Below are 15825 nucleotides of genomic sequence, written 5' to 3'. Positions count from 1 at the left end.
CAAGTTATTTCCATCTCATCTAAATCTACTGACACTAGAAAAGTCCCTCGTTCTTTATTCAACCGTTTGAAAGATCTTGCTATTTATACAGTTTGATTGGATAAAGTCGAGCTTAGATCGAGTCGGCTTACTTACCGTAATCACTAATTGATATTAATGCGACGATATTTTGCTTGAACGAATAAATAAACTCCGTAAGCTACTAAACCCAAAGCCACAATACATAAAAGAATCTTACCGAAAGGCTGTTGAGCGATAGTTTGCAATACTCCATCCAGTCCCTTAACTTCGCTGGCATCAGATTGTTTTGCTGCTTGAATAAAGAAAAAGCCAAGAATGATAAAAATCACGCCTCTGGCTGCAACGCCAAAACGACTAATATTTACCAGCCAATCTTGTTTGTTATTATCCATTTCAGATATCTTAAGCTGCTTGCGGAACTTTATCTTATAAGCTTCATAAAGACGATAAATACCAATGCCAATAACTAAGGCACCTCCTATACCTACCAACCACTGTCCAAAAGGCTGCTGCAAAACTTTTGCCGTCCAATCTTGCTGGGAGTTACCACCACTGCTGCCACCTCCCGAACCGAGAGCGAGTAAAATTGCGTTTACCGCTACACCAACGTATGCCAAACCACTAATCGCATATCCCAAGCGGCGAGCAATACCTTTAGCGTCGTCTCCTTTATGTTCGGGATCGTTTATTGCCTGGATCAAACGCCAAACTACATAACCTATAAGTCCAATACCAATTATTAGTAATAAAACTGTACCGAAGGGCTTGCTGGCAATGGTGTGCAATACTCCTGAAGTGCTAGTAGTTTGCCCTCCACCTGCGTTAAATGCAGCTAGTACTGCCAAGACACCGATTAAGGCATAAACTACCCCTTTAGCCACATAGCCAAATCTAGCTAATTTTTCCATAATATTTTCTATCGGTCAAAGCTTTGCAGACCGTTAAACAACTATATTTTTATGTATAAAATTTGTTATTTTATATAATACAGTGTTGATTAGAGTTTAATACATCTATCTTTAAGTTTATTTATTTGAGTAACCGACAAAAATCTTTTGCAAAGGATCTTCAAAAAACGTTCGCCACCGCCAAAAAATTACTGCAAACAAGTCGCAATTTGCTTTTTCCCAAAACGTCTATTTTCTAGCTAATTTTACCGTAACGGTATACTGTGGCTTTTATTAAGTAAAGCTTCCAATCCTTAATTTTTTTATTGCTCTTACCTCGTTAATTTGTTGAAAACAACCATCTTCTATCCATAGAACGATGAATTTTATACGTATAAAAACTTAATATTGTAAGTAACCAAGACAACTACAGAACTATATTATGTTGCAGATGTTGAATGAAAGGTACAGTAGCCGCTAGCCATAGAAGCAATATTAATTTATTGCTTAAATTTCAGTAATTATTCAGCATCACTACAAATCATCCAAATTGGTAAGTAAGAGGTTATTGCATTATTTTCTAATAACTACCAGGGTAAATAAATTTTTTTATAGAGAACACCAACGGTACAAGAGCATACAAATCATTCATGAAAACTAACATAGAAGCATATTTAAAAGAAATAGGTAGAACACCATTATTAGATGCAGCGCAAGAAGTAAAACTAGCCAATCAAGTTCAGGCGATGTTGCCTTTATTAGAACAAGAAGAATTGACCAATGAAGAGAAAAAAATAGTCAAGCATGGGCAAAGAGCTAAGCAAAAAATGGCAAAAGCAAATCTGCGATTGGTAGTATCCATTGCCAAAAAATACCAAAATCGCGGTTTATCTTTTCTAGATTTGATTCAGGAAGGTAGCTTTGGATTGATTAGAGCTATTGAAAAATTCGATCCCACTAAAGGCTATAAATTCTCTACCTACGCTTATTGGTGGGTGCGTCAAGCAATGACCAGAGCGATCGCCAATCAGGCTCGTACGATTAGACTACCAATACATATTACCCAAGATTTAAATAAAATCAAAAAAGCTACTCGACAACTATCACAAGATCTTGGCAGACAGCCTTCAGAGCAAGAATTAGCAGACAAACTCGATCTAGACATTAAGAAGTTGAGATCTATTCGTCAGGCTGCTAAGAGAACTAAATCTAGAAGCCTTAACATTGTAATTGACGACCAAAAAACCGAGTTAGAACAACTTTTATCTTCAGACTCGCCATTACCAACAGATATACTTGCAGAAACCGAACTAAGAGATAGAATTGATAATTTATTAAATAGTTTGTCTCCCAAACAGAGAGACGTAATTGCTCTCCGCTTTGGACTCAGTGATGGCAAGCCAATGACCTACGAACAAATAGGCAATCATTGTGGTATCAGTAGAGAAAGAGTACGCCAAATTAAAAACAAAGCCCTAAAACTGCTTAGAAAGAAAGCACTCGATCTTAGAGAAGCAGTATAGATTATCTTAGAAGGTTGTTTTGGAGCTTAGCATAGTCCTCAAAAAATTAACAAACTTTAAGTTTAATGCAACCAAATTTGCTCTTTGTGTTCTAAAAATATTCTTTATAGGCGAAGGTAATAGGAAAATATTTCTATTACCTTTAATTTTATCTAAGCTGGCATACAAAAATAACCTTCGGCTTAACTCTGTGCTTCACTTTACTTTCGCTTTTAGCTTAGAAAAAGTACCAGCGAAACAGGAGTTAGTGAAACTATTTAGTATTTAGTGCTTCGTACTTATATTATTTTGTTTGGTTTACTATGCACGAAAACTGCTGTAATTTTAACCACCATAAGCAGAAAGTGTGAGATTTTTAATCTCTTGAGTCTCATCATAGATGGTTAACGTGTGTGGTTTACAACGCATAGTTTCTACTTTTACAACTCTCGCTCCTTCTCCTGTTATATCCTCGATATAACCTGCTTGAGCGGTATGAGCTTCATCCACAGTCAAAAAAGGTCCGAAGTAATAAGTACACTGTGGCTCGTCGGAAATAATTTTTACCCAATGCGCTAAGCCAATGCTGTTTAGTAATGTTGTTAACATCTCTTTCATTTGGTTATCCTCTATTTTTACTAAATTAAATTAATTTTTATAAAGGGTTTATTCTTTTTTATCTAAATTATTTTATTTTTACCAACTTTATTTTTTATTTATATCTTCCAATTGACTTAGTTTTAAATTAAATAATGTTTTTCTTGGGATCGCTCTGTCGTTGCCGTAATATTTCGTAGAGTGCGATCGCTGTAGCTACCGAAGCATTAAGGCTAGGTGTCGTACCCACTAAAGGAATTGCTGCCAATTCATCGCAATAGCGTTGAGTTAGAGAACTGATGCCTTTACCTTCCGAGCCTACTACCAATGCTACTGCACCGCTAAAATTAATAGTGTGTAATAATTTACTACTTTCTGCTATGGTGCCATAAACCCAAAAGCCAGCTTCTTTTAGTTGCGCGATCGCCTGATTCAAATTCACCACTCTTGCAATTGGTAAATGCTCTGTAGCACCTGCTGCCGCTTTCATTACAGTAGAGGTTATTCCTACCGCTCTTCTTTGAGGAATAATCAATCCTCCTACTCCCATAGCTTCTGCCGTACGAATAATTGCTCCTAAATTGTGGGGATCTTCAATGCCATCGGCAATAACAATCGTCGGCTCGCTTTGTAATTTGGCTTTGTCAATTAACTTATCTAATTCCCAATAAGCATAAGGAGCAATTTGGGCGATAACGCCCTGGTGATTGACTCCAGAACTTAAAATATTAAGGCGATAATTATCCACTTCATCTATTATTGCCCCTTTGGCTTTAGCTTCGGACAATAAAGACGCAAATTTAGAACTGGTTCGTAACTTATGCGTAATCCAAATTTTACTAATAGCGCGATCGCTTGCTAAAACAGCCAAAACGCTATGGCGACCGTAAACTAAGTCAGTAGCCAAAGAAACATTTGCCTCTGATTCTGTATTCTCTGCCAAATCTCGATTGGATAGGAGCGGGCGAGGTCTGGAGCTATTTCCTTGAGACGATAAGCCTGTAGCATGGCTTTGCTTGCGTTGTGAGTGACGTTTCATTAATATTTAGCTTATTTTCGGTATCGATTTTAATTTAGCTAATAATTCTTGCAAGCGTTGAAAATCTGTTAAATAAAGATAGCCGATTAAAGTTTCAAAACTAGTTGCCTGTTGATATACCTTTAATGTCAAACGTTTGGGCTTTACACGACAGGCATTTCTTCCGCGACGTAAAATATCCTTTTCTAAAGCGGTTAAATATGGTTCGAGAATTTCTAATTTAGCTGCCTGAGCTTCGGCTTTTACCTGTCGAATAACCAAATTATGATAGTCTGCCATGCGTTTTGGAGGCATTAACAGGAAGGTACGAACATACAACTCGTAAACGGCATCGCCAATATATGCCAAAGCTAATGGTGACAGCCGTTCGATTTGGACAAATCGCTTTTCGGCTGTCAAATTAGCCATGTTGTTTATGTTTGCCCAAGCTCTAACCGAGTCAAATGGCATTTTATGATAATCGGAGTCTGGTAAATTCACACCCAAACAGGACGTTATTTTTTGAGATTTTCTAGTGCGATATCTACTGAAGGCTGTAGAGAGAGAAATTTCTCTAATCGAACTAACTTGACAGTCTGAGTCACGCGAGGATTGGTGACAACTTGCAAGCTACCTCCTCCAGTTTGAGCTTGTTTTACTAGCTGCACTAAAGCTCCCAAACCAGAGCTATCAATAAAATCAATTTGAGACAAAACCAAGACCACGTCTTTTGGTCCTTCATCTATACAGTTACCGATTACCTTACGAAATGCTGGTTCGGAAAAAGCATCGAGCAATCCAGTAAGACGAAAGATTTGATAATTTTTACTGACTTCGCGAGTGCCTCTCAAGCTCACAGTCAGGTTTAGCTGTTCTGGAATAATTTCCTCCTCAACTTTTCCTAGATTTCGATCTTGAAGTATACTCCATCTTTCAGATAACGAGGGCAACTTCAATCGCATTAATGCTCAAGTATAGATCATTTTAAACTCAGACGGTATGAGTCGCCAGACGCAAACGTACATTAGTCGGCTAAAAACAATTAGTTTCGTCTCAATTGTTATCCATCTTAACTTTAGATTGAAACAAATACTGCTTAATAGAAATATACATCTTATGAATTTATTGTCTCAAGTAAGCAAAAATAAAAAAGAAATTTCTTACTCCAAACTCTTTCTAAGGAATATTTATTTTAGCGATCGATGTCTGAATTTTGGTCAAATCTTTTATCCTCTAAATTTTTTTGCCAGTTAAATCAAGTAAAATCTAAAATTTGGCAGTTTGCGATTTTATTTATTGCTACGATCTTACTGCTTGGTTGGCTCGTACCTGCATTTTCCCAACAGCCAGTTACCGTTAGTATTCTAATGCGAGCCGATGAAGGCGCACAGTGGCAGCCACTAGTAGAAAAATTTCAGCAGCAGCATCCTCAGATTAAAATTAAAGTTTTTGCTGCTCCCAGCGATAGCAATCAAGTCGAAGATTTATACACTTCTACATTTTTGCTTGGCGAATCCGTATACGATTTAGTCTATATGGATATTATCTGGACTCCCAAGTTTGCTGCTGCTGGCTGGCTAGAAGATTTATCGGGACGTTTATCGGCTGATGAACTCAATGAGTTTTTAGAAGGCGATGTCAATGGCGGAATGTATCAGGGTAAGCTGTATCGCGTTCCGTTTCGTTCCGATGGAGGAATGCTCTACTACCGCACCGATTTTTTACAACAGGCTGGATATGAGCCACCAGAAACCTTTACCGATTTGATCGAAATTTCTCAAGATTTACAGCAGCAGGGTTTGGCAGATTGGGGTTATGTCTGGCAGGGCAAGCAGTATGAAGGATTGTCGGCAATGTTTGTCGAAATACTTGAAGGTAGTGGCGGTTTTTGGATCGATCCCGATACCTCAGAAGTTGGATTAGATCGATCGGAAGCAATTGAAGCAGTAGAATTTTTACGCACTACCATCGATAAGAGAATTTCTCCTCCTGGGGTTACTACCTACGCCGAAGAAGAAACTCGCCGTCTGTTTGAAAATGGTAAAACTGTATTTTTACGTAACTGGCCCTACGTTTACAGTCTAGCTTCAGAATCGCAGATTGCAGGTAAGTTTGCTATTAAACCTATGATTCATCAGTCAGGCAAGACTAGCGGTGCTTGCTTGGGAGGTTGGGGATTGGGCATTGCCAAAAATAGCAAACATCCCGAAGCAGCTTGGAAGGTAATTGAATTTTTTAGCAGTGAAGCTAGTCAACGCCAGTATGTTTTGGAAACAGGATACGTTCCCAGTCGTAAAGCTTTATTTACCGATCCGCAAATCGTAGCAAAATATAGTTATTATCCCCAATTATTAGAGGTAGTACAAAATTCAGCTTTACGTCCGCCAATTCCTCAATATTCTCAGGCTTCTGACATTTTACAGCGTTATTTGAGTGCAGCTTTCACTGGTAAAATGAATTCCGAGTCGGCAATGAAAGCTGCTGCTGCCGAAACTCGCAGATTATTAAAGTAATTATGACTCTAGAACGACAAGGAAAAATTACTGGTTGGCTGCTGTTGATTCCTGCCTTAATCGTGCTGTGTTTGGTATTTATTTATCCCATCGCTAGGGCTTTTTGGTTGAGTTTGTATGCCGAAAATCTGGGAACTCAGTTACAGCCTGTTTTTGCTGGTTTTAGTAATTACCAACGAATGATCGGTGACGGTAGATTTTGGCAAAGTATGCTAAATACTGCCATTTTTACGGTATTTAGCATTACCTTGGAGTTAATTCTCGGTTTGGGTACTGCCTTAGTTTTAAACCGAACATTTTTTGGACGGGGAGTCGTTAGAACTATTGCTATTATTCCCTGGGCGTTACCTACAGCGGTTATGGGTTTGGCTTGGGCGTGGATTTTTAACGATCAGTATGGTGTAATTAACGATATTTTACAGAGATTGGGACTAATTGACACGGGTATTAACTGGCTCGGAGATCCGACTCTAGCAATGGTGGCTTTAATTGTTGCTGATGTTTGGAAAACTACCCCGTTTATCAGTATTATTTTGTTAGCAAGATTACAGTCGATTTCTCAAGACTTGTACGAAGCCCATGCCTTAGATGGAGCTAGTCCCTGGCAGAGCTTTTATCAAATAACTCTGCCTCTATTGATGCCGCAGATATTAATTGCTTTGCTGTTTAGATTTGCTCAGGCATTTGGAATTTTCGATTTGGTACAGGTGATGACGGGGGGAGGACCTGCTGGTGCAACCGAGACGGTTTCAATATATATTTATTCGACGGTAATGCGCTATTTAGATTTTGGTTATGGCGCGGCTTTAGTAGTAGTAACGTTTCTGCTGTTAATTTTGGCTGTAGCTATTACCTCCTGGTTGATAACTAAGGCTCGTTCTTATATTTAGCCAGACTAAACTTTAAAGATAAATAACTTATGTCTTCCATACAGTTACAAAAAGATCGACAGGCAAAACTAACTCTTGGTAAAGTCGTTTTATGGTCGAGCATTTTAGCAGTCTTAGTTTTTTTTCTCGCACCGATAATCTGGCAAGTCTTAACGTCAATCAAAGTAAATGAAGATATCTCGGCAATTCCCAACGTTTATTTGCCAGACAAGATTACTTTCAAACACTATCAAGCATTATTCGTTCGTCGTCCTTTTTTACTATATATTTTCAACAGTGCTTTGGTATCGATAGTCTCTACAATTTTATGTCTGGTTATTGGTTCTCCAGCAGCTTACGCTCTAGCTAGAACTAAGCTACCAGGTAGAAATATAATTCTGTCTGGTGTTTTAATCGTTTCTCTGTTTCCCTATGTTCTACTCTTTTTAGGATTGTTAGAAATAGTTAAAGCCGTTGGTTTGGGCAACAGTTATCTAGCTTTGATTATTCCCTATACGGCAATCAATCTACCGCTAACAATTCTGGTAATGCGGAGCTTTTTCGAGCAGTTACCCAAGGATCTTGAAGATGCTGCCAAAATTGACGGTTATAAAACTTTGGGGATGTTGGTCAAAATTGTCTTGCCCATGACTTTACCTGCTTTGGCTACTACAGGTATTTTGACCTTTATTTTTGCCTGGAATGAGTACATTTTTGCCCTGACTTTTATTACCCAGGAAGCTAAAAAAACTATTCCTGTTGCAACAGCACAGCTAGGAGGAGCAACTCTATTTGAGATTCCCTACGGTCCGATCGCAGCAGCAACGGTTTTAGGTACTCTACCGTTGGTTATTCTGGTACTGGTCTTCCAGCGTCAGATCGTACAGGGCTTAACTGCGGGAGCGGTTAAAGGATAGTAACTAATTATCAAACCGCCAATGTATATCTCAGAACCCGATAAAGGCGAGATCCGTAACTGCATCGAACGACAGCTAAAGGCATTTCAAGAAGATGATGCCGAAGGAGCGTTTGCTATTGCTAGCCCTGCTATACAGCAGCAGTTTGTAACGGCAGAAAACTTTTTAGCGATGGTAAAAAAAGATTATCATGTCGTCTATCACCCGCGATCGGTAATGTTTCGCGGTTTTACTTCAATTGATGATTTTCCCGCCCAGATAGTAATGCTAATGGATGAAGCAGGAACCCTGGTTAAAGCGGTTTATATCATGCAGCAACAGCGCGACGATCTTAGCTGGCGCATTCATGGTTGTATGTTAGTATCTCTCGACGAATCTTTAGAGTGAAGGTAGAGGGTGAAAAAATGAAAGAAAATAGGACAATTTAGTAGCGCGATCGCATTTTTAAAAGCTAACTACACAAAACCTTAGCGTGATGGCGAATATGGTCTTCAATGAAGGTGCTAATAGTAAAGTAGCTATGATCGTATCCTTCTTGAAATCTTAAATTTAAAGCTTGACCAGATTGCTTACAGGCTTCCTCAAATATTTCTGGTAATAATTGTTTTTGATGATAGAAATTATCGGCGGTTCCCTGATCGATAAGAATGGGATAGTCTAGCTGTGTTTGTCGGACGAGTTCGCTTGCGTCGTATTGTTTCCAAGTGGCGCGATCGCTACCTAAATAGGTAGTAAAGGCTTTTTCTCCCCAGGGACAGTTCATCGGCGCGGCAATGGGGGCAAATGCCGAGGCAGAAAGATATTTATCGGGATTTTTCAAAGCACAAATTAAAGCTCCGTGTCCTCCCATCGAATGCCCAAAAATACTTTGTTTTTTTGGCAATACGTTAAAGTTTGCGGCAATCAATTCTGGTAATTCCTGGGTAACGTAGCTATACATCTGATAGTGCTGTTGCCAGGGTTTAACGGTAGCATCGACATAAAAACTAGCACCACTACCAATATCCCAATCATCATCTGCTCCAGGTATACCCAAATTGCGAGGGCTGGTATCGGGCGCGACTAGCATAATACCGTAGGCAGAAGCGTATTTTTGCGCTCCTGCTTTAACGGTAAAGTTTTCTTCAGTACAAGTCAAACCAGATAGATAGTAAAGAATGGGGACTGGTTGAGTTTTTGCCTGTGGAGGTATGTAAACGGCAAAGTTCATCTCACAATTGCAAGTTACAGAAGCATGAGAATAATAGGCAACGGTTCCACCAAAGCAGAGATTTTCCGATTTTAGCTGGAGAGAGTTAGGCATAATTTTGAATTACGATACTATTTCGGTTAATGCTGGCTGTAGTTCTGGATATTGGTAATCAAAGCCAGCAGCCTGAGTTCTTTTGGGCAATACCTGTTGACCTTCTAAAACTACTTGCGCTCCATCTGCGAGCAGCATTTCCAAAACAAAATCGGGAACTGGTAGCCAGGAAGGGCGATTCATAACCTTACCCAAAGTGTGGCTGAGTTGATTCATTCTCACGGGGTTGGGTGCAGTGGCATTATAGACTCCTTCTAAGTTTGAATTAGCGATCGCTTCACAGATTAAATTAACCAGATCTTCGCGATGAATCCAGGAAAACCACTGTTTGCCACTACCAATTGGACCTCCTGCAAACATTTTAAAAGGTCCGATCATTTTGCCTAATGCGCCACCGTTAGCCAAAACGATACCGATGCGTAAAATAACCAAACGCACGCCATACTCTTTGGCTGGTTTGGCTGCGGCTTCCCACTCTTGGCAGACGCGAGCCAAAAAATCGTTACCAGAATCGCTGCTTTCTTCAAAAGTTGCGGTTTCACTAGTGCCATAATAGCCAATTGCCGAACCGCTTACTAAAACTTGAGGCTTTGATTTGGCTTGCGCGATCGCTTCAACTATTTTTTCTGTCACCTGTTTGCGGCTGTCCATAATTGCCTGTTTTTTAGACTTCGTCCAGCGTTCTGCCAGGGGTTCTCCTGCTAGATTAACCACTGCATCGGAGCCTGAAACTTTTTTTTGCCATTCACCAGAGGTGTCTGGCGTATATTTGATTACTTCCAAATTCGGATAAGCCGTACTGGGAAAAATTCGTTTAGCTTTGTCTGAGTTACGAGTAAAAACTAAAATTTGGTGTCCTTCGCTATTTAGCTTTTCGACTAGGCGAGTACCGACAAGTCCTGTTGCTCCTGTTATTGCTATTTTCATATATAAATATTAGCTAATTGTTATCTACGTAAAGATTTTATCTAAGTTGCAGTCGCTATCGATCGCCAGATCGCTTCTAATCTAAAAGCGACCGCTGTGTTAGCGATCGCCTCTTATAAATTCATTTAAATACGATAATTATGGTCTAATATTATCAGTCTGCTCGGTTTCTTCGCCGCCTTGAATTTTTAGCAGCAAAAACCCCCAACTCATGCCGATTAAAGTCAGCACGATTCCTAAAATTGCTCCGTTAAACAACATACTTTCAGCACTCATGCAAATTTCTCCTAGTTATTTGTTTTAATATTTATTAATGGATTAATCTTACCTTATCGATTACTAATAATACTTTAGATCGTCTCTATAACGAGATTTTGTTAGTAGCGATCGCCTTATTTTAGTCACTAAAATTATGATTCCACATTTAGCAGTTACTTTGGGCGATCCAGCAGGAATTGGAGGCGAAGTTATTTTAAAAGCCCTTGCAGATTCGTCTCTAACTAAAAACTGCCAGATTACAGTAGTTGGTAATCGATCGCTCTTGCAAGCTACTTACGAACATTTACTGGAAAATAGCCAGTTAGAAGCTAGAGATTTAGCCAACCCCCGACATCTATCAGTTATCGATCTGCCTTGGGATGAAACCCTGAACTTTGGACGGGGTAATGCTGCTACAGGACAAATTAGTTTTGCTTGTTTAGAACGAGCGATCGCTCTAACTCTAGCAGGAAAATTTCAGGGTATCGTTACCGCACCAATTGCTAAATTTCTCTGGAAAGCCGCAGGTTATAACTATCCAGGACAGACAGAAGTTTTAGCGCAAAAAGCAGGAGTAGATAAGTTTGGAATGCTGTTTGCAGCGCGCTCGCCTCACACTAATTGGCAATTAATTACGCTTCTGGCTACCACACATATTTCTCTAGCGCAGATATCTCAAACCCTAACGCCCGACTTACTATCTGAAAAACTAAGTTTGTTAATAGACTGTTTGCGACAGGATTTTGACTTCGATCGCCCGCAAATTGCGATCGCGGGTTTAAATCCCCACAGTGGTGAGGCAGGACAACTAGGAACCGAGGAAAGAGATTGGTTGAACACTTGGCTGAAAGACGAACGAACCAAATATCCTCAAGTTGAGTTACTCGGTCTAATTCCTCCCGATACCATGTGGGTCAAACCAGGACAGGCTTGGTATGGCAATTATGACGGCAAGAGTGCTAACGCTGCCGATGCCTATCTCGCCCTCTATCACGATCAGGGATTGATTCCCGTAAAGTTAATGGCATTCGATCGCGCCATAAATACTACCATCGGTCTACCGTTTATTCGGACTTCACCCGATCATGGAACGGCATTTGATATTGCTGGTCGCGGAATTGCCGATCCTAGCAGTATGAAAGCAGCGATCGAACTCGCTACTAAAATAAGCATTCAGAGAACTAGGGACAATTTGTAAATTACCCTTACTCTTTTTTAGCAATTCTAGGTTTTTCTTTGCTAGAGCGAGATTTATTTTTTCTGCCAGAATTATTAGAAGCTTGACGGGTCGGGCGATCGCTTTTTTCACCGTCATAAATATCTAAATAAACCGAATGACCTGCCAAAGCAGCAGCAGTATCTATAACAGTTCTAATTGCTTGAATATTGCGTCCACCGCGACCGAACACTTTGCCTCGGCTTTCGCTATCGAAAGCAACTCTCAGCCAAATTTTTTCTCTAACTACTTCACTGTTGGCATACAGAGATTCTGGGTTGTCTAACAAAGGCTCGATTAAAAATTCAACCAGCCCTACATAGTCTGGGCTAGTTTTGGTCTGTCTAGGCATTAACTCTGTCGAGAACTTGGGCTTTTCTAAGAATGCTTTTAACGGTTTCGCTAGGCTGTGCGCCCTGTTCTAGTCGTTTGACAATTGCAGGAACGTTGAGTCTAGTTTCGTCAGTTCTAGGATTGTAATAGCCCAATTCTTCAATGGGACGACCATCGCGGCGATCTCTGCTATCAATCGCTACCAAACGGTAGCTGACTTCTCTTTTTTTACCAAATCTTTTTAAACGGAGTTTGAGCATATATATTTAAGTTCTTTAAGAGCGAAATACAGTCCTTAACGATTGTAAACTATCTATCTATTTTGCGAAATTTTAATTCAGACAATTTTCTATTCTACAACGTACCAAAACCTTTTTTCTTTTTTTTCTTCTTTTTCTTAGGACTGGTTTCCTGCTGAGGGCGAAAACCAGGCATCGCACCGCCGCCCATACCTGGCATTCCCATTCCTGGCATACCGCCGCCCATACCTGGCATTCCCATTCCTGGCATGCCTCCTCTACCCATTTGCTGCATCATCGAGCGCATCTTAGTAAAGTCTTTAATCAATTTACTGACATCTTTTTCTAAAAAACCAGAACCTTTAGCAATACGGCGGCGACGACCAGGAGATTTTGCCAGTAAATCTGGATTGGCTCTCTCATCTTTAGTCATCGAATTGATCATCGACTCGGTTTGTTTGAGTTGAGATTCACCTTTTGCCAAATCTGCACCGCTAATTTTGCCCATACCAGGAATTAGCTTGAGAATGCCACCTAGAGAACCCATATTTTTGAGCAGGCGCATCTGCTTGAGAAAGTCGTTAAAGTCGAACTGAGCCTCCATGATTTTGGACTGCATCTGTTCTACATCGGCGAGATCGATTTCTTCTTGAGCTTTTTCAACCAGGGTAAGGACATCACCCATATTAAGAATCCGAGAAGCCAGGCGATCGGGATAAAATGGCTCTAGTGCCTCGACTTTTTCTCCCGTCCCGACAAACTTAATTGGCTGTCCCGATACCTGTCTGACGGATAGTGCCGCACCACCGCGACTATCGCCATCTAACTTAGTTAGAATTGCTCCTGAAATGCCAATTTCTTCGCTGAAGGTATGGGTAAGATTGGCTGCTTCTTGTCCCGTCATCGCATCGACTACCAGCAAGGTATCGTCTGGCTTGACAGTTTCTTTAATGCGGGCTAATTCCCCCATCATTTCTGGGTCTATTTGCAGTCTACCAGCAGTATCGATAATTACCGTATCTACTTCCATTTCCTGGGCGCGGGCAACACCCTGACGGGCAATTTCTACGGGATCGGCATCAGTTCCCATTTCAAATACGGGAACATCAATTTGTTTGCCCAAAGTCAACAACTGATCGATCGCCGCAGGACGGTATACGTCGGTACCAACCATTAAACAACTGCGTTTTTGCTTGCGTAGATACAGAGCGAGTTTGGCGGTAGCGGTAGTTTTACCCGTACCCTGCAAACCTGCCATCAAAATAACTGTAGGCGGTTTCTCTGCTTTAGCCAGGGGAACGTTGCTTTCCCCCATTACTCGTACTAATTCGTCGTAAACAATTTTGATAAATTGCTGTCCTGGATTGACACCAGAAATTACCCCTTCTCCGAGGGCTTTTTCTTCCACCTCGGCAATAAAGGTTTTAACTACCTGCAAGTTGACATCGGCAGATAGTAAGGCGCGTCGTACTTCCTTAAGCGCGTCTTGAATATTAGATTTAGATATTTTGTCCTGACCGCGTAGTTTTTTCCACGCATCATCTAATTTATCGGCTAGAGCATCAAACATAAAGCAGTTATTGAATTTATTATTGGCTAATTATTATTTGTTTGTTATTGATTAGATTTTAGTTTAGTTATCCTATTTTACAAATTCTTCGGGTTTGGTTATCGTTTTTGTAGAACACTCTCGAACGGTATGAAAAAAATTTTGTTCTTTTTGCCGATCTATACTTTCTTTATTAAACCTAATGCCTAGTGTCTAGTGCCTAGTGCCTAATCTTCAATTGACCAAACAAAGACTCGATACTTTACTTGTAAGCCTTAACTTCTGCAATTCTCGTGCTGTAGCACAACGTTATATCAGAGCGGGAGAAGTTACGGTAGACGATCGCCTGATTGATAAACCAGGTACTGAGGTTGATGTCAATGCGGCAATTGTCCTCAAGCAAAAACCACCTTATGTATCTCGCGGTGGAGAAAAGTTAGCTGAAGCTCTAAAAACTTTTGACATCGACGTTAACGGACGTATTTGTCTCGATGGGGGAATTTCTACTGGCGGGTTTACCGATTGTTTGTTGCAGGCAGGAGCGGCACTGGTATACGGTGTTGATGTCGGCTACGGACAGGTAGCCTGGAGTTTACGGCAGAGCGATCGCGTAATTCTTAAAGAAAGGACTAATTTTCGCTATCTCACTCCTCAAGAACTTTATGGCGATTGCGATCGCGCTAATTTGGGAGTGATGGATTTATCCTTTATTTCTCTAACCAAAGTTTTAGCCAACCTACGTAACTTTTTAGCCTCACCTCACGAAGTAGTTTTGCTAGTCAAACCGCAGTTTGAAGTGGGAAAAGACAAGGTTGGTAAAAATGGCGTAATTCGCAACCCCCAACATCGAGCCGAGGCAATTTATCGAGTTTGGCAAGTCGCCCGCGATCTAGGCTGGCAATACCAAGGGCTAATTCCCTCTCCCCTTCGAGGTCCTGCGGGAAATATCGAGTATTTACTCTGGTTGAAAACGCACCTACCAGAACAGCCAATAAATTCCCAACAAATTGAGAAAATTATTAGCGAAGTAGCCAATATTTCTAGTTGATTAAAGTATCCCTGGAACGCTTTAAAATTTGTTCTTTAAAAGCTTTGCGAGCAAAACTGTCTTCTGCATTTTGTCGTAAAAACTCCGAGTCAATTTTAACCAGAATTTTTGGACCTGAATTTGCCAGACGTAAAGTCATGCCGTCAACTAGTGAAACTATAGTGATACTTTTTCCGTTAACATAGGTACCATTTGCTCCTAAATTAATTGCTTCCCAACTTTGTTCGGTTTTCTTAAACTCCAGATGATAGCGCGATACTACAGCACTATAAAGTACAACTTCATTATCGGAAGCACGTCCGACCCGAATAGTAGATTCATTTTTAAAAGTCCAGCTTTGAACTGGTACTTCTTGAAGGGGATGCAATAAAGTTAGAGTAATCACAAATAAGTTATATAGGTCAGTTAAGGATTGACAAACAACTGGCAAAATAAAATAAAAATTACAATTTCATATTAGCCGATCGCTTTTTGAATGTCGGTACGTTAGTTATGTCTGAGGCAAATCAGACTTTAAAGAATAATAGTTTGTTTATACTATGTTCGAGTCATAGATCGAGCGGCAAAACAGAGTTTTATAATTAAACCGCCACTTTATAAAAAACGGTGCTTTCCAAAATCCGCTCTA

19 protein-coding genes are annotated in these 15825 nt (G+C 40.3%); 7 read left to right on the top strand and 12 right to left on the bottom strand.

The genetic code is table 11. The annotated features are described in order from the left end of the window. Nucleotides 1-143: 143 nt before the first annotated feature. Entirely contained in the window at nt 144-929 is a 786-nt protein-coding gene (locus KV40_RS14035; protein WP_052055630.1) for a DUF1206 domain-containing protein, read from the bottom strand. A gap of 629 nt (nt 930-1558) precedes the next feature. Between KV40_RS14035 and KV40_RS14030 the strand changes: the two genes are divergently transcribed. After that, a complete protein-coding gene (locus KV40_RS14030; protein ID WP_036482502.1) occupies nt 1559-2431 on the top strand; it encodes a sigma-70 family RNA polymerase sigma factor in 873 nt (290 codons plus the stop codon). Nucleotides 2432-2755: 324 nt separating this feature from the next. Here KV40_RS14030 and KV40_RS14020 read toward each other — a convergent pair whose 3' ends face one another. The 4 genes from KV40_RS14020 to KV40_RS14005 all read right to left on the bottom strand — a co-directional run bounded on the left by KV40_RS14020 (nt 2756) and on the right by KV40_RS14005 (nt 4882). Beyond that, complete coding sequence (locus KV40_RS14020) at nt 2756-3028, bottom strand: DUF1816 domain-containing protein (protein ID WP_036482496.1); 273 nt, start codon at nt 3026-3028, stop codon at nt 2756-2758. Between the two features lie 127 nt (nt 3029-3155). Further along, nucleotides 3156-4046: a 23S rRNA (guanosine(2251)-2'-O)-methyltransferase RlmB gene (gene rlmB / locus KV40_RS14015; protein WP_052055629.1), complete on the bottom strand. Its 891-nt coding sequence runs from the start codon at nt 4044-4046 to the stop codon at nt 3156-3158. 6 nt (nt 4047-4052) lie between these two features. After that, nucleotides 4053-4454 (bottom strand): Mini-ribonuclease 3, encoded by a 402-nt coding sequence (locus tag KV40_RS14010; protein ID WP_371260782.1) that lies wholly within the window; start codon nt 4452-4454, stop codon nt 4053-4055. 86 nt (nt 4455-4540) lie between these two features. After that, nucleotides 4541-4882 (bottom strand): STAS domain-containing protein, encoded by a 342-nt coding sequence (locus tag KV40_RS14005; protein WP_172657287.1) that lies wholly within the window; start codon nt 4880-4882, stop codon nt 4541-4543. A 345-nt stretch (nt 4883-5227) separates the two neighbouring features. On the opposite strand from KV40_RS14005, the gene KV40_RS14000 reads away from it, so the two are divergent. From KV40_RS14000 to KV40_RS13985, 4 genes are read left to right on the top strand one after another with little or no spacing between them, the layout of a single operon-like run. Continuing rightward, nucleotides 5228-6538: an ABC transporter substrate-binding protein gene (locus KV40_RS14000; protein WP_036482492.1), complete on the top strand. Its 1311-nt coding sequence runs from the start codon at nt 5228-5230 to the stop codon at nt 6536-6538. Between the two features lie 2 nt (nt 6539-6540). After that, nucleotides 6541-7428, top strand: a complete 888-nt coding sequence (locus tag KV40_RS13995) for a carbohydrate ABC transporter permease (RefSeq protein WP_036482490.1) — start codon at nt 6541-6543, stop codon at nt 7426-7428. A gap of 29 nt (nt 7429-7457) precedes the next feature. After that, the gene (locus tag KV40_RS13990; RefSeq protein WP_036482488.1) at nt 7458-8324 is read left to right on the top strand and encodes a carbohydrate ABC transporter permease; all 867 of its coding nucleotides are present in this window, start codon (nt 7458-7460) and stop codon (nt 8322-8324) included. 21 nt (nt 8325-8345) lie between these two features. Then, entirely contained in the window at nt 8346-8711 is a 366-nt protein-coding gene (locus tag KV40_RS13985) for a DUF4864 domain-containing protein (RefSeq protein ID WP_036482486.1), read from the top strand. Nucleotides 8712-8775: 64 nt separating this feature from the next. Here KV40_RS13985 and fghA read toward each other — a convergent pair whose 3' ends face one another. The 3 genes from fghA to KV40_RS13970 all read right to left on the bottom strand — a co-directional run bounded on the left by fghA (nt 8776) and on the right by KV40_RS13970 (nt 10830). Beyond that, nucleotides 8776-9627 (bottom strand): S-formylglutathione hydrolase, encoded by an 852-nt coding sequence (gene fghA, locus KV40_RS13980; RefSeq protein ID WP_036482484.1) that lies wholly within the window; start codon nt 9625-9627, stop codon nt 8776-8778. A gap of 9 nt (nt 9628-9636) precedes the next feature. After that, nucleotides 9637-10554 carry a TIGR01777 family oxidoreductase gene (locus KV40_RS13975; protein WP_036482481.1) on the bottom strand — a complete coding sequence of 306 codons (918 nt, stop codon included), beginning with the start codon at nt 10552-10554 and terminating at the stop codon, nt 9637-9639. Between the two features lie 138 nt (nt 10555-10692). Beyond that, complete coding sequence (locus KV40_RS13970) at nt 10693-10830, bottom strand: PetM family cytochrome b6-f complex subunit 7 (protein WP_036482478.1); 138 nt, start codon at nt 10828-10830, stop codon at nt 10693-10695. Between the two features lie 136 nt (nt 10831-10966). On the opposite strand from KV40_RS13970, the gene pdxA reads away from it, so the two are divergent. Beyond that, entirely contained in the window at nt 10967-12010 is a 1044-nt protein-coding gene (gene pdxA / locus KV40_RS13965) for a 4-hydroxythreonine-4-phosphate dehydrogenase PdxA (RefSeq protein WP_036482475.1), read from the top strand. A gap of 7 nt (nt 12011-12017) precedes the next feature. Here the strand turns inward: pdxA and KV40_RS13960 are convergent, their stop codons facing one another. From KV40_RS13960 to ffh, 3 genes are all read right to left on the bottom strand, one after another. Then, a complete protein-coding gene (locus KV40_RS13960; protein ID WP_036482472.1) occupies nt 12018-12380 on the bottom strand; it encodes a KH domain-containing protein in 363 nt (120 codons plus the stop codon). Next, nucleotides 12373-12621 carry a 30S ribosomal protein S16 gene (gene rpsP / locus KV40_RS13955; protein ID WP_036482469.1) on the bottom strand — a complete coding sequence of 83 codons (249 nt, stop codon included), beginning with the start codon at nt 12619-12621 and terminating at the stop codon, nt 12373-12375. Before rpsP ends, KV40_RS13960 begins: the two co-directional genes overlap by 8 nt. A gap of 94 nt (nt 12622-12715) precedes the next feature. After that, nucleotides 12716-14170 (bottom strand): signal recognition particle protein, encoded by a 1455-nt coding sequence (ffh, locus tag KV40_RS13950; RefSeq protein ID WP_036482466.1) that lies wholly within the window; start codon nt 14168-14170, stop codon nt 12716-12718. 217 nt (nt 14171-14387) lie between these two features. On the opposite strand from ffh, the gene KV40_RS13945 reads away from it, so the two are divergent. Further along, complete coding sequence (locus KV40_RS13945) at nt 14388-15197, top strand: TlyA family RNA methyltransferase (protein WP_036482664.1); 810 nt, start codon at nt 14388-14390, stop codon at nt 15195-15197. Here KV40_RS13945 and KV40_RS13940 read toward each other — a convergent pair. Then, on the bottom strand, nt 15190-15582 hold the full coding sequence (locus KV40_RS13940; RefSeq protein WP_036482463.1) for an FHA domain-containing protein: 393 nt from the start codon (nt 15580-15582) through the stop codon (nt 15190-15192). The two genes, KV40_RS13945 and KV40_RS13940, sit on opposite strands and share 8 nt — an antisense overlap. Nucleotides 15583-15825 lie beyond the last annotated feature (243 nt).

The sequence above is a fragment of the Myxosarcina sp. GI1 genome (genome assembly GCF_000756305.1).
In the GTDB taxonomy this organism is placed as follows: Bacteria; Cyanobacteriota; Cyanobacteriia; order Cyanobacteriales; family Xenococcaceae; genus Myxosarcina.
Note: the sequence above shows the minus strand (reverse complement) of the source record. Positions and strands in the feature narration are given on the sequence as shown.